At 70.0% G+C, this 18,732-nt stretch carries 12 protein-coding genes; 3 read left to right on the forward strand and 9 right to left on the reverse strand.

Going from position 1 to position 18,732, the window contains the following annotated elements:
- The first annotated feature begins 30 nt into the window (after nt 1-30).
- Nucleotides 31-897, forward strand: a complete 867-nt coding sequence (locus ACIBGM_RS16160) for a LysR family transcriptional regulator (protein WP_396385978.1) — start codon at nt 31-33, stop codon at nt 895-897.
- On the opposite strand, the gene ACIBGM_RS16165 is transcribed toward ACIBGM_RS16160, so the two are convergent.
- The 3 genes from ACIBGM_RS16165 to ACIBGM_RS16175 form a co-directional block, all read right to left on the reverse strand.
- Entirely contained in the window at nt 863-2,218 is a 1,356-nt protein-coding gene (locus ACIBGM_RS16165) for a M1 family metallopeptidase (protein WP_396385980.1), read from the reverse strand. The genes ACIBGM_RS16160 and ACIBGM_RS16165 overlap by 35 nt on opposite strands.
- The gene (locus ACIBGM_RS16170; RefSeq protein ID WP_396385982.1) at nt 2,218-6,144 is read right to left on the reverse strand and encodes a Pls/PosA family non-ribosomal peptide synthetase; all 3,927 of its coding nucleotides are present in this window, start codon (nt 6,142-6,144) and stop codon (nt 2,218-2,220) included. The genes ACIBGM_RS16165 and ACIBGM_RS16170 overlap by 1 nt, the downstream gene beginning before the upstream one ends.
- 113 nt (nt 6,145-6,257) lie before the next feature.
- A complete protein-coding gene (locus ACIBGM_RS16175; protein WP_360516407.1) occupies nt 6,258-7,346 on the reverse strand; it encodes a neutral zinc metallopeptidase in 1,089 nt (362 codons plus the stop codon).
- 121 nt (nt 7,347-7,467) lie between these two features.
- Here ACIBGM_RS16175 and ACIBGM_RS16180 point away from each other — a divergent pair, with 121 nt between their 5' ends.
- On the forward strand, nt 7,468-9,168 hold the full coding sequence (locus ACIBGM_RS16180) for a DUF2207 domain-containing protein (RefSeq protein WP_360516410.1): 1,701 nt from the start codon (nt 7,468-7,470) through the stop codon (nt 9,166-9,168).
- Nucleotides 9,169-9,239: 71 nt separating this feature from the next.
- On the opposite strand, the gene ACIBGM_RS16185 is transcribed toward ACIBGM_RS16180, so the two are convergent.
- From ACIBGM_RS16185 to ACIBGM_RS16195, 3 genes are all read right to left on the reverse strand, one after another.
- Nucleotides 9,240-10,235, reverse strand: a complete 996-nt coding sequence (locus tag ACIBGM_RS16185; RefSeq protein ID WP_360516413.1) for a neutral zinc metallopeptidase — start codon at nt 10,233-10,235, stop codon at nt 9,240-9,242.
- Between the two features lie 1,280 nt (nt 10,236-11,515).
- Entirely contained in the window at nt 11,516-12,748 is a 1,233-nt protein-coding gene (locus tag ACIBGM_RS16190) for a neutral zinc metallopeptidase (RefSeq protein WP_360516416.1), read from the reverse strand.
- A 57-nt stretch (nt 12,749-12,805) separates the two neighbouring features.
- Nucleotides 12,806-14,026, reverse strand: a complete 1,221-nt coding sequence (locus ACIBGM_RS16195) for a neutral zinc metallopeptidase (protein ID WP_360516419.1) — start codon at nt 14,024-14,026, stop codon at nt 12,806-12,808.
- Nucleotides 14,027-14,075: 49 nt separating this feature from the next.
- On the opposite strand from ACIBGM_RS16195, the gene ACIBGM_RS16200 reads away from it, so the two are divergent.
- Entirely contained in the window at nt 14,076-15,755 is a 1,680-nt protein-coding gene (locus ACIBGM_RS16200) for a DUF2207 domain-containing protein (protein ID WP_360516422.1), read from the forward strand.
- Between the two features lie 58 nt (nt 15,756-15,813).
- On the opposite strand, the gene ACIBGM_RS16205 is transcribed toward ACIBGM_RS16200, so the two are convergent.
- The 3 genes from ACIBGM_RS16205 to ACIBGM_RS16215 form a co-directional block, all read right to left on the reverse strand.
- On the reverse strand, nt 15,814-17,103 hold the full coding sequence (locus ACIBGM_RS16205; protein ID WP_360516425.1) for a peptidase C39 family protein: 1,290 nt from the start codon (nt 17,101-17,103) through the stop codon (nt 15,814-15,816).
- A 144-nt stretch (nt 17,104-17,247) separates the two neighbouring features.
- Nucleotides 17,248-17,805: a GNAT family N-acetyltransferase gene (locus ACIBGM_RS16210; RefSeq protein WP_396385984.1), complete on the reverse strand. Its 558-nt coding sequence runs from the start codon at nt 17,803-17,805 to the stop codon at nt 17,248-17,250.
- A gap of 38 nt (nt 17,806-17,843) precedes the next feature.
- Nucleotides 17,844-18,674, reverse strand: a complete 831-nt coding sequence (locus ACIBGM_RS16215; RefSeq protein WP_360516429.1) for a lysozyme — start codon at nt 18,672-18,674, stop codon at nt 17,844-17,846.
- Nucleotides 18,675-18,732: the final 58 nt, after the last annotated feature.

Genomic DNA, 18,732 nt, shown 5'->3' on the forward strand with positions numbered 1-18,732 from the left:
TTGTTTGGTCAGATTCCATATCGTGGAGTTATGGATCTCCGACTGCTCCGGGCGTTCGTCACGGTCGCCCGGCTGCACAACTTCGGGGCCGCGGCCGAGGAGTTGTCGACCAGCCAGCCCGCGCTGACCAAGCAGATCCAGGTGCTCGAGCGGCGGGTCGGCTCGGTCCTGTTCAGCCGCGGCCGGCACGGCGCCCGGCTGACCCCGGCCGGGGAGCTGCTGCTTCCTGACGCTCTGGAGTTGCTGGACCGAGCCGAGGCGTTCGATCGGCGGGCGGCGCTGGTCGCAGCGGGTAGCGAGGGGTCGCTGGCGATCGGGTTCGGGTTGTCCGGGATCGACCTCGCGCCACGGTCGGTCGCGCTCTTCCGCAGCCGTTGGCCTGGTGTCGCAGTGTCACTGGACGACATGTCGTCGGCGGTCCAGTGCGAGCGGCTGCTCGCGGGCAGCCTGCAGATCGGATTCGTCCGGCTGCCGGTGCCGGCCGGCCTTGAACACCTGCGGTTACGACGCGACCGGCTCGCTCTCGCGGTCGCTGACGGTGTCGACGTACCGCGTGATGTCGGTTCCTGGCTCGACGGGCGGCCACTCGTCCGGCTCGTCCCGGCGCGCGGTCCGGGGCTGACCGCGCAGATCCAGGGGCTGTACGCCGAGCTCGGTTGCCATCCCGGTGTCCTTCAGGAGGCGGCCGACCTGCAGACCGTGCTGGCTCTGGTCGCGGCTGGCGCCGGGCCGGCCGTCGTACCGGTGTCGGCCGAGCGGATCGCGCCGTCGGGGCTCCGTCTCGTGCCACTGAGCGGCCGGGCCGCAACCTGGTGGATCGGTGCGGCCTGGGCCACGCGGACCCCGCTCACCGAGCGCTTCGTCAAGGCCGCTGCCGAGGTCGCCCGGTCGTCTTGAGCGCCGGCAGATCCGTTGCGTCCAGCCACTGTTCGAACAGCTCGCGTACGGCGTCCTCGTCCGGGCTGTAGGACACGGCCATCGTGATGAAGTCGTCCGTGGTCACCGAGCCGTGCCGGTAGGTCCTGGTCCAGGTCCGCAGCAGCTCGAAGAACGCGTCGTCGCCGAGGTGCTGGCGCAGCGCGTGCAGCGTCATCGCGCCGCGCTTGTAGAGGCGGTCGTCGAACATCAGCTCCGGACCGGGATCCGACAGCAGCAGGTCCTGCGGCAGGCCCCGCAACCGCGTGTGCGCCTTCGACACCTGCTGTGTCGCGGTCAGGCCACCCGACGCCTCGGACCACAGCCACTCCGCGTAGCAGGCGAATCCTTCGTTCAGCCAGATGTGCTGCCAGCTCGCCGGCGTCAGGCTGTTGCCGAACCACTGGTGCGCGAGCTCGTGCGCGACCAGCCGCTCGGACCCGCGCCGGCCGTCGAGATGGTTGCTGCCGAACACCGAGATGCCCTGCGCCTCCAGCGGGATCTCCAGCGGGTCGTCGGTGACCACGACCGTGTAGGCGCCGAACGGGTACGGCCCGAACAGCCGGCAGAACAGCTTCATCATGTCCTGCTGCCGGCCGAGATCCACTCGGGCGTTGCGCGTCAACGAGGTGGGAAGGACAGCGCGGGTCGTCACGGGTGAAGCGGCCAGCTCGATCGCGTCGTACCGGCCAATCTGCACGGTCGCCAGGTACGTCGCCATCGGCGCAGCCTGGTCGTAGACCCAGGTGGTCCGGCTGGCCTTCACCCGGCGGGACACCAGCCGCCCGTTCGCGACCACGTGGTACGGCGAGTCGGTGGTGACCGAGATCCGGTAGTGGGCCTTGTCGCCGGGGTGGTCGTTGCAGGGGAACCAGGTCGCCGCGCCACTCGGCTGGCTGGCGACGATCACGCCCTCGGTGAGCTCCTCCCAGCCCAGCTCACCCCACGGACTGTCCTCCGGCTTGGGGTTCCCGGCGTACTGGACGTCGACGACGAACTCGGCGCCGTCCATGATGTTCGCCGAGATGTGCAGCTTGCCGGCCCGGTGCGTGTAGCGCTGCGGGCGGCGGCCGTTCACCGACACCTTCGACACCCGCAGTCCGGCCAGGTCGAAGCTGATCCGGGACAGCGCCTGGTTGGCCACCGCGGTGATGGTCGCCTTGCCGGTCAGCCGGTTGCTGTTGACCCGGTAGTCGAGGTCGAGCTCGTAGGACTCGACGTGGTAGCCGCCGTTGCCGTGCGAGGGCACGTACGGGTCGCCTGCGCTCGACGCACCCGGCTGCCCGATGTTGCGGGCAACCATCAGCCCTGCCAGGGTGCGATCGGGTTTCCGGCCCAGCGCGTCCCGGCAGGCACACCTTCACCACGCATCACGAGAGACACCGGCCCGATGGTAGCTCCTGCTCCCACACTGGCGGCCGGCAGGACGATGCCGTGGGGCCCGAGGGTCGCTCCCGGCCCGAAGGTGACTGTGCTCATGGAGAGAACTCGATCATGAAACAGGTGCGTCTGCAGCACGCAACCGCGATTCACCGTGGCGCCGTCGCCGAGGGTGACCAGATCGGCCTCCGGCAACCAGTACGTCTCGCACCAGACACCCTTGCCGATCTTGGCCCCGAGCGTCCGCAGCCAGAGGTTGAGGACCGGCGTGCCGGCGGCGGCGTTGGCGAACCAGGGCGCGGCGACCAGCTCGACGAAGCTGTCCACCACCTCGTTGCGCCAGACGAACGAGCTCCACAGCGGGTACTCGACCGCTCGGGTCCGGCCGACGATCAGCCACTTGGCGACCGTCGCCATCCCGCCCGCGACCGCGCCGGCGGCGAGGATCACCGCACCGGACAGCAGCACGGTCCACCACGGGCCGATCCACACGTCCAGCGCCTGCAAGGTGAACAGTACGCCGAGCGCGATCGCCACCGTGCACATCATCGGCACGAACCGGCACAGCTCGACCAGCGCCCGGGCGACCTTCAGCTTGCCCGGCGGGTTGAAGGTCCGGCTCTGGTCGCCCTCGACCGCCTGGCGCCGCAGCTTCACGGGCGGCGATCCGAGCCACGACGTACCGGCCTTGGACTTCTTCGGGGCCGCGCTCAGCACCGCGACGAGACCGTTCTTCGGCACGCTGCGGCCGGGTGCCGTCATCCCGGAGTTGCCGAGGAACGCGCGCTTGCCGACCTTCGCGCCGGCCACGTGCAGCCAGCCGCCGCCCAGTTCGTACGATGCGATCATCGTGTCGTCGGCCAGGAAAGCGCCCTCACCGACGGTGGTCATCTTCGGCAGCAGGAGCACCGTCGACGCCTCGACGTCGCGGCCGACCTTCGCACCGAGCGCGCGCAGCCACCACGGAGTCAGCAGGCTCGCGTACAGCGGGAAGAGCAGGGTGCGGGCCGCGTCCAGCAGCCGCTCGGTCGCCCACACCTGCCACCCGATCCGGCTCCGGACGGGGTAGTGGCCGGGCTTGATGCCGATGCCGAGCAGCCGTACGCCGATCAGCGTCAGCACGGCCAGCGTCGCGAAGCCGACGACCGTCATCAGCGGCACGGCCTTGAGCCCTTCGAGGGCTGCAGCCTGCAGCGTCGTCGTGCCTTCGAGCGCATTGCCCAGTACGACGAGGGCCGCCGCGGCCGCGGCCACCGGGAGCAACGACATGAGGGCGGACTGAGCGCCGTACGCGAGAACCCACCACGGCGCGCGGTTCGGGCGGTGGTCGGGCCAGGGGTGCCGCGCACGGCCGATGCGGGTCGCGGGGGAGCCGGACCAGCGCTCGCTCGCGGGCACCTTGCCGGACACGGCCGAGCCGGCGGCGATCTCGGCGTTCCGGCCGATCTCTGCGCCGGGCAGGAGCGTACTGCGCGAGCCGACGACCGCCTCGGCGCCGACGGTCACCGGGCCGACGTGCAGTTGGTCGCCGTCGATCCAGTAGCCGGCCAGGTCGACCTCGGGCTCGATCGAGGCGCCGCGGCCCATGGTCAGCATGCCGGTCACCGGTGGCAGCGTGTGCAGGTCGACGCCGCGGCCGATCTTCGCGCCGAGCGCCCTGGCGTAGTAGGCGATCCAGGGTGCGCCGGCGAGGTTGGCGGCGCCGGCGGCGTCCGCGAGGTTCTCGGCCGCCCACAGCCGGACGTGGACGTTGCCGCCTCTCGGGTACGTGCCGGGTTTCAGGTTGTGCAGCAGGATGCGGGCCCCGACGACGGCGATCCCCATCCGCCCGGCCGGCGTGATCAGGATCAGCCAGCCGGCCAGGATCCACCACCAGGACACGGTCCGCAGCCAGGGCAGCGGGCCGGCGAACTCGGCGAGCAGGTTGTTCAGCGTGAACAGGTAGACGAGCCAGCGGACGCCGACGACGGTCTGCAGGATGAGCGTCAGCGCGGTCTGCAGGAGCTGGGTCGCCCTCGGCGTCGGCCGGATCTCGCGGAGCTCGACGGGCTCGGCGACCATCGGGGTCGCCTCGTCGAGCCGGTCGGCGAGCGCGCCGAGCCGGGGGTACTCGTAGATGTCCCCGACCGTGACGTCCGGGTAGCGCTCGCGCAAGGCCGACACCAGTTGCGCCGCGGCCAGGCTGCCGCCGCCGTGCAGGAAGAAGTCGTTGTCGGGTCCGGTGACCTTCGCGCCGAGGACCTTCGTCCAACGCTCTGCCAGCCATCCCGCCGTACCCTCGAGCTCGGCTGCGGGACCCTCGGCGTCCAGGTTCTCCAGCGGCCACGGGAGTGCGTTGCGGTCCACCTTGCCGGACGTCCTGGTCGGCAACGTGTCGACGACGGCGATCAGCGGGACGAGCGCCGCGGGCAGGGCCTTGCGGAGCTGCTCGGTGGCCGCTTGCTGGTCGAACTGCGTGGGGTCTTCTGGTACGACGTACCCGACGAGCAACTGATTCCCCGCGGCGCTGGCGCGGACCGCGGCGGCTGCACCGGACACGCTGGGCAACGCCTGCAGGGCGGCGTCGACCTCGCCGAGCTCGATCCGGCGACCGCCGAGCTTGACCTGCTCGTCCGCGCGACCCTGGAACAGCAGTCCCTCGGGCTCGTACCGGACCAGGTCGCCGCTGCGGTACGCGCGGTCCCAGCCGAGTGTCGGCATCGGGGCGAACTTCTCCGCGTCCTTCGCCGGGTCCAGGTACCGGGCCAGGCCGACACCGCCGATGATCAGCTCACCGATCTGGCCCTCTTCCACCTCGTTGCCTTCGGCATCGACCACGGCGAGGTCCCAGCCGTCCAGCGGGAGGCCGATCCGGACCGGTCCCTCGCCGGTCAGCTGCGCGCCACAAGCGACCACGGTCGCCTCGGTGGGGCCGTACGTGTTCCAGACCTCGCGGCCGTCGGTCGCCAGGCGCTCGGCGAGCTCGGGCGGGCAGGCCTCACCGCCGAAGATCAGCAGCCGCACCTGGTCGAGCGCGTCCGGCGGCCACAGCGCCGCAAGCGTCGGCACCGTCGACACGATGGTGATGCCCTGCGCGACGAGCCACGGGCCCAGGTCCATACCGCTACGCACGAGCGACCGCGGCGCCGGGACGAGGCAGGCCCCGTGCCGCCAGGCCAGCCACATCTCCTCACAGGACGCGTCGAACGCGACCGACAGGCCGGCGAGGACCCGGTCGTCCGCGCCGATCGGCTCCTTCTGCAGGAACATCCGCGCCTCCGCGTCCACGAACGCCGCGGCCGATCGGTGCGAGACGGCGACACCCTTGGGTACGCCGGTCGAGCCTGAGGTGAAGATGATCCACGCATCGTCGCCCGGCTCGGGGCCGTCGGCTCGGGGTGCCGCGGTCTGCGGTGAGTCCATGCGGGCCGAGTACGGATAGTCGTAGTACCCGTCGGCGTTGTCGTTGTCCGGCAGCGGTCCCGGCGTCGGACGCATCAAGGTGAGCTCGAGGTCGTCGGTGACGATCGCCGCCACGGACGCCTCGCCGAACACGAGCTCCGCCCGCTCGTCCGGATCGTCCGCATCCACCGGCACGTACGCCGCCCCGGCCTGCAGTGTGCCGAGGATCGCGACGTACAAGTCGTTGTGACCCGACGAGATCCGCACCCCGACCCGGTCGCCCGGCCCGACCCCACCCTCGGTCAACCGTGCCGCGAACTTCCCCGTCTGCTCCAGCAGCTCCCGGTAGCTCAGACTCACACTGCCGTCATCCAGTGCCGGCTCGGCCGCAAACGCAGCAGCCGTCTCCTGCAACACATCCACCAGCGTCCGCGCGTGCGGCGCCGCCTCCCCGCGTCGCAACGTCACGCCCGGATAATACGCCCCCGGGTTAACACCCGGACAACTCGCCGACTTGTGGAAATCTGTCGATCCAGAGCCCTCTGAACGACCGAAATCCACAAGTCAGCGCAGGGGGTGGGTCACTTGACCAGGTCGGTGCGGGCGGCGTAGGTGTTGCAGGCCTTGTTTTCGGAGATGTTGAAGCCGTTCTGGATCCAGAAGCCTTGGCTGGTGGCGAGACCGTGGGTGCGTTCGTCCTCGGGGGCGCTGGGAGACTCGCCGAAGCTGTTGCTGGACTGTTCGCGGAACTCGGACATGCGGTCGGTCAGCGGGTAGGTCGACGCGACGGCCTTGCTGAAGACGCCGGCGAAGCAGGAGGCCTGGAGCTCGTTGCGGCGGGAGTACTCGAGCTTCTTGTCGGGATGGTCCTGCAGGTACGCCGCTCGCGCGTAGAACAACCCGGTGACGCCCTGGACGTGGTGGCCGTACTCGTGCGCGATCGTCATCAGGTAGGCGAGATCCTGCTGCGGGCCGAACGCCTTGTTCATCTGCTGGACGTCGGTGTACATCACCGAGTTGCCGTAGCAGTAGAAGGCGAGGACGCGACCGGACAGCGGTGCGAAGTTGCCGCACGGGGTCACGACCGGCTTGTCGAACACGACCAGGCCGGGGTCCTCCTTCTCCTCGCCGAGCTCCTTGAAGATCGGCCGCCAGGCGTCGTTGAGGCAGGCGAACAACTTCTCGTAGTAGACCTTCTGCGCCGCGAGGTTGCCGCTGCCGAGGCTGGCGGCCTTGCAGTTCTGCTCCGGCAGCGCGCCCGTACGGTAGATCTGGGCGTTGAGCAGGTAGTCCTCGGCGGACCCCTTCTGCGGGTTGCTGGTCGGCGTCGGCACGATCGAAGGGCCGGTGATCTCGGGAGTGGCGGCGTTGTCGTCGCTGTCACCGCCGGTCAGGATCACGCTGATCGCGGCCAGCGCGCCGCCGACGATGACGAGCATCGCGAAGCCGAACAGGATCAGCCGGGTCGCGCCACCGCGGCGCTTCGGCGGCTGGAACCCGTTGAACTGCCCAGGACCCCCGTAGTACGGCTGCGGCCACTGACCCGGGTACGGCGCCTGTCCCGGCGGCGGCCCCGGCTGGAACTGCCCTGGCCCGCCCTGGAACTGCCCGTGCTGCTGGGGATACGGCGCGGCCTGCGGAGGTGGGAGGACGCCAGGCGGTGGACCCACGGGCCGATCCTGTGGCCGGCCCCCGTAGCCGTATGGGCTGCTCACCGGTGTTGCCCTCCTGCCGCTGGACGGTCCTGACTCGAGTTCGCTGGACGAACCGGCACGAGACTACTCTCGACCCATGTCACTGAAGCGCCGCATCCTGCCGGCTGCCCTGCTGATGTCCCTGACCGCCCCGTTCGTTGCCCTCGGCATGTTGCCGGCCCAGGCCGCGCCGACGCGCGCCACCGACGACCAGATCACGGCTTACTCCGCCCAGGCGACGCTGACCAAGGACGGCGTCCTGCAGGTCAAGGAGACAGTCGACCTGACCGCGGGCAGTGCGACGTTCAGCCGCACCCTGGCCACCCGGGTCCGGGCCGACGCCGAGCGGGACCGGACGTACGACGTCCGCGACGTGTCGGCGACCGTGAACGGCCAGCCGGCTCAGGGGTTCCAGGACGAGAGCATCGACGACGGCCGCCGGCTCACGCTGGACGTGTCCGGTCAGTCGAAGATCGTCTACAGCTACACCGTGGACAACGTGGTGGCCGAGTCCACCGAGGGCCGCGAGGTGAGCTGGCCGATCGTGCAGGGCTTCGGTACGGCGATCCCGCAGGCCTCGGTGACCGTCGACGTCCCGTTCGCGACCTGGGTGACGTGCATCGCCGGCCGGGTCGGTTCGAGCATGCCGTGCACGTCGTCCCAGCTGGCCGAGTCGGCGGCGCTGCAGATCGACCAGAACGGCGTACCCGCGGGTGGACGGCTGACCTTCCTGACCGGGCTGAGCGACCAGGCGACCGTGCAGCCGAACGCCGAGTTCAGCACCCGCTGGAGCCTCGGCCGGGCGTTCACGGTCGACTCGGGCACGCTCGGTCTCGCCGCGGTCGTGCTCGGCCTCGGGCTGCTTGCTGCCGCGGCGCTGTGGTTCTTCCGCGGTCGCGACGCGGACAAGGTTGGTGGCGGTGCGCCGGAGCGGCCGGTGCTGGACGGCTCGGACGGGCCGCAGTTCGCTGCGCCGGACGGTATTCGCCCGGGGCAGGTCGGCACCGTGGTCGACGAGACGGCCGACGTCGTGGACATCACCGCGACGCTGCTGGACCTCGCCGTACGCAACTACCTGACCATCGTGGAGCTGCCGCGGCAGAGCCAGTTCGGCAAGCTGGACTGGGAGCTGCACCGGCTCAACCAGGGCGGTCCCGAACTGCTGCCGTACGAGAAGGCGCTGCTCGACGCGGTGTTCGCGGACGGCGACTCGGTGGTCGTCTCCGCGCTCGGCCCGTCGCTGCGGCCGCGACTCAACCTGGTGCGTGAGCAGCTGTACGCCGACGTCGTCACGCAGGGCTGGTTCACCACTCGGCCGGACGCAGTGCGGAACCGCTGGACCACTGCGGGCGTGGTGCTGCTCGGTGCGGGCGTCGTACTGACGATCGTGCTTGCCATCGTCAGCAAGTACGCACTGGTTGGCCTCGCGGTGATGCTGGCCGGCCTGGTGCTCGCGCTCGTCGGTCAGGTCGCGCCGGCCCGCACTGCGCGTGGTGCGGCCGTGCTGGGACGCGTGGCCGGCCTGCAGCAGTACCTGCTCGACGAGACGTCGGCCGACCTGCCGCACAGCCACCGGCTCGAGTTCGCGTCCCGGTGCCTCCCGTACGCCGCTGTGCTCGGGCTGACCGAGAAGTGGGCGTTGGAGATCGCGGCGACCGATGACGACGACGATCCGGACGCCGGGATCGGCTGGTACTCCGGACCGGAGAACTGGCACCTGTCCGACATCGGCGAGTCGCTCAGCAACTTCGTCACCTCGTTCGGCGGCTCGCTCACCACGGCCCGCCGCCTGTTCTGAGACGAACACAGAGAAGCCCCGGATCCACTGCGGATCCGGGGCTTCTCTGTTGACTGACTACACGGCGCTGACTACGCCACGCGGGCTTCGTCGACGGTGAAGGTGTTGCAGGAGTTGGGCTGCTTGCTGTTGTACCCGGCAATCGACCATTGGTAGTTGCTGACGCGGTTGCCGTGGTCGTGGATCCGCGGGCGGGCGTAGTCGTCACCGCTGTGGGCGATCAGGAACCGCCAGTTGTCCAGCAGCGGCTTACGCATCGGGATGAACGCCGCGTTGGCGCCCAGGTACGCCGCACCGAGGCAGGTGGCCTGCAGTTCGCGGCGACGGCTCTCCAGCAGCTTCTGGTTCGGCGTCAGCTTCTGCTGCCGGGTCACCGAGGCCATCAGGATGCCGGACAGGTTCTGGACGTGATGGCCGTACTCGTGCGCGAACGTGTTCAGCATGATCGCCCGCGCGTAGACCGGGTTGGACCGGTAGTACCGGTTGTCCACCGTGAACGGGATGTAGATGGTCGCGTTCGCGGCGCAGTACGACGACCGGACGCTGCGCTGCATGCCACAGGGGGAGGACAGCTTGCCGACGTACACGACTGCCTTCGGGGAGCGGAAGCCGACGCCGATCTTCTTCAGCGCCAGCGACCAGGTGCGGTCGAGGCATGGAAGTAGGCGGGCGTAGTAGGCCCGGGCGGTGGTGATGTTGACCGGTGCGAACGGCGGCTCGGCGCACTTGGAGGCCGCGATCGGACCGACTGTGTACAGCTTGTTCGCGGTGAGGATCTCGTCCTCGGCCGGTGCGGGGGCCTCGGTCGGCGTCGGGCTCGGGGACGGCGACTCTGACTGGCTCTGCGTCGGCGAGGGGCTGTCGGTCGTCTGTGGGGTGTCGTTGCCGGTGTTGCGGACCAGGAGCGTGACGCCGGATCCGACGACGAGCACGGCGAGTACGACGAGGCCGATCAGGAGACCGCGGGTGCGGGTCCTCGGCTTGCGCCGGCGGCCGGGGCCGGGTGGCTGCGGAATCGGGATCGGCGGGTATTGCCAGGTCGGGGCTTGCTGGACCGGCTGACCCATCGGACCGATCTGCTGCTGACGCGGAGCCGCGTGCCGCGGCCCGCCCTGCTGCCGGTTTGGCGGCAGTGCATTACTCCACGGCGACTGCGGCTGCTGCTGCGGCGGCTGCGACGGCGCCCAAAGGTACGACCCCTCCGAGTGCGGCCCCGAAGACTCACCCCGCTCCGGACCCCCAGGCTGCCAACCCGCCAACCCACCCCCGGCCTGTCCCGGACCTGGCTGGCCCGAGCGGGGTTGAGGTGGACCGAACTGACCCTGCGCAGGTCGGTTGGCGGTGGGACCGGACTGGCTCGGACCTGGTTGTGGACCTGACCACGTCGAACCCTGCTGCGGACCGGGCTGGTTCGGACCCGGGTGCGGACCGGACCAGCTGGGGCCTGGCGGCGGAGTGGGGCGACCGGAACCCGACTGCGGGCCGGGCTGGCTTGGGCCCTGCTCACGCGCCCACGGAGCAGGCTGCCCCGGGCGCGACTGCGACCCGGACTGGGCTGAGCCGGACTGAGCTGGGCCGGGTTGGGCAGAGCCGGACTGGGCCGGACCAGGCTCGGCAGGGCCGGGCTGCGTGGGGCCGGGCTGCTCGGGACGAGGCTGGTCGGCGCGCGATTGGTCCAGGCTGGACTGGTCGGGCCGAGCCTGGTCAGGGCGTGAGGGCTCAGGCCGGGGCTGGTCCACGCCGGACTGCTCAGTCCGCGGCTGCTCGGGGCGGGGCTGGTTGGGGCCTGGCATGGTTGGCCGGGATTGGTTGGGGTGGGTTTGCCAGGTGGAGGGGTCGTCCTGGCCTGGGGGGCGGCGGCCTTCCCAGCCTTGGCCGAACCAGTTGTTGGCGGGGGGCTCGTCCGGGGACTGGTTGGGGTCCTGGAACTCGCGCTTGGCGTCCGTGCTGTCGCTCCACCACCTGCGCGACTGGCCATCCCCGGCAGGCTGCTCCGGCGGACCGGCCGGCTGGTCGCCGTCAGCCGGTTCGCGCTCCGGGGGTGGATTCCAGTTGTCCGACATCGATACTCCTCACGACCTTGCTGGGTGTAGCCGTCACGGTGGTGCATCCGGCGCTGTTCGGGGTGCCGACGCCGCGCCCGGTCGTTAGATCCCCCCGGACAGATGCAGGTCCCCGGACATACTTTGCGGGATCCGGGGCGCACCAGGCTAGCCAGCCCGGCAGGTCGCCGTCTGCAGCCCGCCGCCTCGTGACCGAGACCACTCCGAATTCCTTCCCCCGCCGCACCGCCCCGGTCATGACGTTGTGAGGTGCCGCACCCGTTCCAAAGGCACAGCGACCAGCCCTACTGCACCTTCGCAGAGCCCACCGCGAAGGTGTTGCACACGCTGGGGTTGCGGCTGTTGAACCCGCGGGTCGCCCAGTACCGGTGGTTCACCCCGTCGCCGTGGTCGTTGTTGTGGTCGGTCCAGTGCAGGATCAGCCACTTCCACTGGAACAGCGCCTCCCCGGTGATCGGGTACGTGCGCCGGTTCGACCCGATGAAGATGTCGCCGAAGCAGGACGCCTGCAGCTCGAGCCGCCGACTGCCCTCCAGCTCCAGCGCCTGGGTCGGGGCCTCGTACCGGATCCGGTGGTTGGCGGCGAGGATGCCGGTCAGGTTCTGGACGTGGTGGCCGTACTCGTGCGCGAACTGGTGCAGCATCCACATCCGCGCCCACACCTTCTGGTACGCCTGCGGGTAGCGGTTGTAGTTGCCGATGTCCTCGCTGAGGTTCATGTAGATGGTCTCGTTGCTGCCGCAGTAGAACGGCGGCCCGGAGTCGTTGCCCATCCCGCACGGCGTGCTGACGGTCCCGCTGAACGGCTGCACCGTCGGCGGCCGGAACCGGGCGCCGGACTTGGCGACCAGCGCCGGCCACGAGCGGTTCAGGCACTTCAGCAGGTTGGCGTAGTTGGCTCGCGCGCCCGACACGTTCGACGGGCGGGACCTGGACTCCTTGCAGTTCACCGCCTTCATCGCCCCGGCCTTGTACAGCTGGTTGCGCAGCACCAGGTCGGTGTCGGTCGGCCCGGGCTTCGGCTTCGGCTTGGACGTCGTCCGCGGCGCCGTCGGCTTGGTCGCGGTCGGCCGCGTCGTGGTCCGGGCCGGCGCGCTGGTCGTCCGAGTCGGCGACACCGACGGGCTGTTCGACGGCCCGTACGTCGGGCTGTAGCTGGAGGTCCCGTACGTCGGGCTGGTGTACGGGTCGCCGTCGCCCTTCAGCGCGTTGGAGACTCCAAAGAGGCCGACCGCCCCGAGCGCCACGACGCCGAGCACGACAAGGACAGCCTTGCCCCCGCCACCACCCTTCTTCCGCGGCGGTCCACCAGGTCCACCCGGCCCACCAGGCGGCGCGCCCCAGCCGAACTGCGGCTGCCCGTACGGCGGACCCTGCGCAGGCATGCCCTGGTACGGCGCGCCCGGCGGCGGACCGCCGTACTGCGGAGGCTGCTGCCACGGCTGTCCACCGTGGGGTGCACCGTAGGGAGGCTGCTGCTGCGGCCCGGGCGGCGGGCCCCACTGGTTGCCTGACACGGGGCAGACGCTATCCGAGCCCCGGTCCACCAACCGTTGCCCTGCTCAACAGATGAGCTAGCTGACCTTGGCTGGGCTGGCGGTGAACGTGTTGCACTTGCCCAGGTTGCGGCTGGCGTACGCGGCCCGGCTCCAGGCCCCGTGGCTGGCCTTGCTGCCGTGGTCGCGCGGCAGGTACGACACGTCCCCGCTCTGCGTCACCACCCACAGCCACTGCCGGTACAGCTCGCCCTTGATCGGGTAGCTGTTCCGATTGGCTCCGAGGAACGCGTTGCCCAGGCAGGACGCCTGGAGTTCCATCCGCCGGTTCACCAGCAGCTTCGCCGCTTGGTTCGGAGCGTCGTACCGGACCCGGTAGAACGCAGGCAGGATGCCGGTCATCTGCTGGACCGCGTGCGCGTACTCGTGTGCCACCGTGTGCGTGGCCAGCGCGCGGGTGAACGGCTGGTTCTGCCTCCAGTACTTCACGTCGTCCGCCACGTCCATATAGATGGTGTGGTTCGACGGGCAGTAGAACGACAGGCTCCGGTCGGAGTTGCCGCACGGCGAGTTCGCCGAGCCGACCCAGGACACCAGGCCCGGCGACCGGAAGGTGCGGCCGGACGCCGCCACCTGTCGCGGCCAGGCGCGGTCCAGGCAGCCCTTGATCGCCTTGTAGTACGCGTGCGCCTTGGACCCGTTGGCAAGGCCGCCCCGCGACTCCTTGCAGTTCACCGGCCGCATCACACCGGTCTTGTAGAGCCGGTGCGCGGCAACGAACTGCAGTGGGTCGACCTCGACCGGCTTGGGCGAGGTCGTTCGGGTTGTCGTGGCGCGGGTCGGCGGCGGGATCGTCGGCCGAGAGGTGGTTGCCACCGGCACCGAAGGCGTGGAGTACGTCGGAGCGCTCGTGGCCACCGGCTGCGCCACCGACGGGTCGTCCCCGCCCTGCGTGGCCTTGATGGCAATGAACACACCCGCCGCACCCAGTACGGCGAGCAGCCCGAAGACCACCGCGATCTTGCCGCCGCTCGACTTCTTCGGCGGCATGCCAGGCTGCTGACCACCGGGCAACGGGCCCCATCCGTACTGCGGGCTGCCCTGCGGCGGACCGTAGTACTGCGGCTGTTGGGGCGGACCGTAATACGCCGGCGGTGCGCCGTACTGACCCGGCTGCTGCGGCGGTGGTCCGTACTGCCCGGGGCCCTGTGGTGGGCCAGTTGGTGGTCCCCACTGGTTGCCTGACACCCGCCAGACGCTAGCGGAGCCGAGGATCACGTTGCCCCCGGCGCTGCTCACGATATGGTGCCCGAGTCAACTGACCCTCTCTATACGGTGTGATTGGGCGATGCGTCTACGTCTGCTCGGGCTAACCCTGTGTGCCCTCGGTCTCTCCGCCTTGACCGGCGTCCCGGCCGGTGCGACCGGTTCCCACGGTGCCGCCGACCCGGTCGTGACCAACTTCGACAGCCAGATCCGGGTCGAACGCGACGGCCTGCTCAAGGTCTCCGAGACCTGGAAGCTCAGCAACGTGACCGGGACGTTCACCCGATTCGTGGTGACCCGCGACCAGTTGCCCGACGACGTCGACCATGTGCAGCAGATCTCCGACCTGAAGGTCACGGCCGGCGGCCAGGACAAGCAGACCGAGCTGAGCACGAACGACAACGTCACCTCGATCGCGGTCGCGGACGTCAGCGGCAGCACCCAACTGGACTTCACCTACACGGTCAAGGGCGCGGTCGCCGAGACGCTGAACGGCACCGAGGTGCGGTTCGCCCCGCTGACCGGCATCAACCTGACCGTCCAGCAGGCGAACATCGTCTTCAGCACGCCGGAGGTCACCCACGTCTCCTGCTTCGCCGGCGCGGTCGACAGCAACACCCCGTGCACGCTGGCACAGATCGGCGAGACGGCCGGGCCGACGTTCCAGCAGCAGGGCCTGCCGCCGGGCAACACCGTCCGGATGACGGTCGGCTTCCCCGAGGGCGAGGTGGCCGCGAACTCGATCGTCGAGTACCGCAAGAGCCTCAAGCGCGCCTTCTCCACCGACACCGCGCAGCTGCTGACCGCGCTCGGCCTGCTGCTGCTCGGCGCGATCGCGCTGGTGGTGCTCTACCGGCTCCGTGGCAAGGACCGCGTCGACCCGCGCCGCGTCGTACCGGCGTCGCTGTTCAGCCTCGGCAACGACACCCGGATCGACTTCACCCCGCCGTCGAACCTGCGGCCCGGTGAGGTGGGCACCCTGATCGACGAGCGGATCGACCCGGTCGACGTGACCGCGACGATCATCGACCTGGCCGTCCGCGGGCACATCACGATCATCGAGCAGGAGCACGACTCCGAGTACGCGCGGCCGGACTGGGAGCTGCGCCGGGTCGCGAACGCCCCGTCCGAGGAGCTGCAGCGCTACGAGAACGTCCTGATCCGGGCGATCTTCGGCGACTCCGACTCGGTGCTGGTCTCCGAGCTCGGCCGCCAGGTCCGGGCGAACCTCGGCCAGGTCCAGGACGCCCTGTACGACGGGGTCGTCAAGCGCGGCTGGTTCACCGAGCGGCCGGACCGGACCCGCTCGCTGTGGGCGACGATCGGGATCGTCGTCACCGTGCTGGGGGTCGCGCTGACCGTCCTCCTCGCGCTGCTGTCGACCTGGGGCCTGGTCGGCCTGGCGATCACCGCCGTCGGCGTCGGCCTGATCGTGGTCGGCCGCTACATGCCGGCCAAGGCTCCGGCCGCCGGCCGGGTGCTCGGCCAGGTCGCCGCGATCCGCGGTGAGCTGCTCGAGATGGACGTCAGCGAGCTGCCGAACGACCAGCACGCGGAGCTGTGCTCGCGAGCTCTCCCGTACGCCGTCGTGCTCGGCGGCTCGGAGCGCTGGATCGACGCGCTGGTCGCGACCGACGACGACGTCGACGAGGACGAGGGCTTCGCCTGGTATCGCGGCCCGCGCGGCTGGCACCTGCAGTACCTGCCGGACTCGCTCCGCAACCTCACCACGAACCTCACGGGCGCGCTGTTCGCCCGCTGAGCCCAGGTCGAGAACGGCGCCCGCCACACCGCCCCGGTGTGGCGGGCGCCGTCGCTTGTCACCAGTTGGCCTGCGGCCCCGCCGGCGGTAGCGGCATCCCTGCCGGGTGGATGACGTACACGAGCCCGCCGGAGTGCGGAACCCACGCGTTCTCGAAAGCGGCCCGGTCGTACGTCGTCCGGACCTCGTCGTTGCTCGGGATCAGGTGCGACGCCGGGTCGTTCACCACCACGTTGCCGTTGGCGTCGAACCCGACGATCACCATCAGGTGCCCGTTCGTCCCGTAGCCGGCTCCGGGCAGGTCGCCCTTCTTGAACGACAGCGACGCGACCAGCGGGATCCCGGCCTTGATGAACTGCTCCGCCTCGGTCAGCGACCGCAGCCGGGTGACGAACCCGTCGATGCCACGGGTCCCGGCGTACGCCGTGTTGAACGGCCAGTTCCCGGCGCCGTCGTAGGCGTAGTCGAAGACCGAGCGGGCCGCGTGGTCGACCTGTGGATCGGCGTCGTCCGGGTCGACCCAGGCCGTCTCCTCGTCGGTCGGGCCGGCGCCGAAGTGGTCCAGCACCATGGCCGTAGACGTCGCCGAGCACCAGGCCTCGCCGCCGCCGTCCCACTGCGGATAGTGCCCGATGTGCGTCTCCTGCGAGTACGTCGGGACGTCGAGCACGATCCCCTCGGCGCCGCCAAGGGGGCTCACGGCAACCTTCTTCGCATCGGGCAGCCGGGACGCCACTGCCCCGACGGACCGGACCGACGGGGTCTGCGTCGTACCGGCCAGACGGTAGAGCGAGACCTTCAGTTGCCAGCGGTCGAGCGACCGGTCCTTGGCCGCGACGAAGGTGTCGACGGCTACCGATCCGTTCGTGTCGCCCTGCGACGGCACCGACGTCCGGTGGATGTCGCCGGCCGCGGTGTCGTCGCCGCTCGACCACCGGCCGAGCACGTACCACTTGGTCGACGTGCCGAGGTCGGTGCGGCCGGACATCGCGACTTCGACCCAGGTGCCGGGCGGAGTGGTCGCGTTCCAGGACGCGATCAGCTCGGTCAGGCCGAACCCGGGCGTGACGACCGGCGAGGTCCAGGTGGTCCGGTCGTAGCTCTTCGCGGCGCCGTCACCGAACGGGTCGACGTACGACGTGCTGCCGTCCGGCGTCCCGAAGGTCAGGGTGCCGTCGGCGACGGTGGTGCCGGAGTGGGCACCGGCGAGGAAGTCGTCGGTCGACGTCCACGTGTGGTAGGCGATGTCGCGCAGTTGCGGCACCTTCGCGGCCTCGCTGGGCAAGGTGCCGGAGGTCAGCACGACCACGCCGGCAAGCAAGGCGGTGAGACTCTGGGCGCCGATCATGGGGAGTCACAGCCCCATGATCCGCCGCGCGGCAGCGGGGCAATGAGCACGGTCATGAATCGACCGTAGACCCGGCGCTCCCCGCTGTCGCGGTGAACGCGTGCCGCGGTTGTGGTCTTGTCCGGTCAAATACTTACGAGCGACTTACGAGCACTGTTTCCACTCGTCCGCGAGCATCGCGAAGACCGCTTCGTCGGTCCACTCACCCTTCAGGAACTCGTTCTTCACGAAGGTTGCCTCGTGGCGCATCCCGAGCCGCTTCAGCAGGTTCGCCGACGCGGTGTTGCTGGCGTCCAGCCGGCCGATGATCCGGTGCATGCCGAGCTCCTCGAACCCGAGCCGCAGCAATTCCACCGAGGCCTCCGCGGCGTACCCGTGCCCGTGGAACTCCGGGTGGAACACGAACCCGATCTCCCCGCCCTGGTGCGCCGCGTTCTGCACGAACAGCGACACCTCGCCGACGTGCTGCCCGGTCTCGCGCGGGATCACGGCCAGCGTCAACGCCTGGCCGTCCTCGTCCATCGGTACGTCGGCCAACCGGTCGGCCAGCGACTCGCGCACCTGCTCCGGCGTCTTCGAGTCGTACAGCAGGAAGCGCGTCACGTCGTCGTTGGACTGCAGTTTCAGGAGGGCTTCGTAGTCGGTCTCGCGGTAGCGGCGAAGGGTCAGACGGTCAGTCTCGATCGGCAGCGAGTAGCTCACCGATCGAGACTATGCGACCGTCGCAACCGATTTGTCTGCTAGCCGTTGGCGAGCGCCACCAGGCGGGTCATGTCGCCGTTGAAGCGGTTCTGGTCGAGCGGAGTCGAGGTCCACTGCCAGAAGGTGTAGAAGGGCCAGCCGCCCGGCAGCGTGCCCGGCGACGAGGCGTACCGGGCCACCCAGAGCGGGTTGGTCGTGTTGAAGGCGGTGGTGTTACCGGTGCAGCGGGTCCACCAGTCCAGGTTGCTGTAGATGACGGCGTCGCGGCCGGTGCGGGACTTGTAGGTGGTCAGGAAGTCCCGGATCCAGCTCACCATCGCGGACTGGCTCAGTCCGTAGCAGGTGGCGCCGTACGGGTTGTACTCGATGTCGAGGGCGCCCGGCAGGGTCTTGCCGTCCCCGGACCAGCCGCCGCCGTTGGTGGCGAAGTAGTTGGCCTGGGTGGCGCCGCTGGAGTTGTTCGGCAGCGCGAAGTGGTACGCGCCGCGGATCATGCCGACGTTGTAGGAACCGTTGTACTGCTGGGCGAAGTACGGGTTCTTGTACGACGTGCCCTCGGTCGCCTTCACGTAGGCGAACCGCTTGCCGTTGTTCCACTGGGTGGTCCAGTTGACGTTGCCTTGGTGGCTGGACACGTCGATGCCTTCGACGGTGGCAGCGGGGGCCATGACGGCGGGTGCCGCACTGGTCGTGGTGTTCAGCAGCCAGCCCATGTAGGCCTCGCCGGCCTTGGTGATGCCGTGCTGGCGGGCTTGCGGGGTGGGCTGGGGTGCTGCGGTTGACGCGGTGGTGCTGGCTTGGGCGGAGCCGATCGAGGCCAGGAGCAGGCCAAGAGTGACGGCGGCACCCGTGAAAAGGGCGGACTTCACGGTGAACCTCCACAGAGCGATGAGGGGCGGAACAGAGCGCTCGGCAGAGGTTTTACCC

Source organism: Kribbella sp. NPDC050470 (assembly GCF_044458365.1).
Classification (GTDB): Bacteria; Actinomycetota; Actinomycetes; order Propionibacteriales; family Kribbellaceae; genus Kribbella.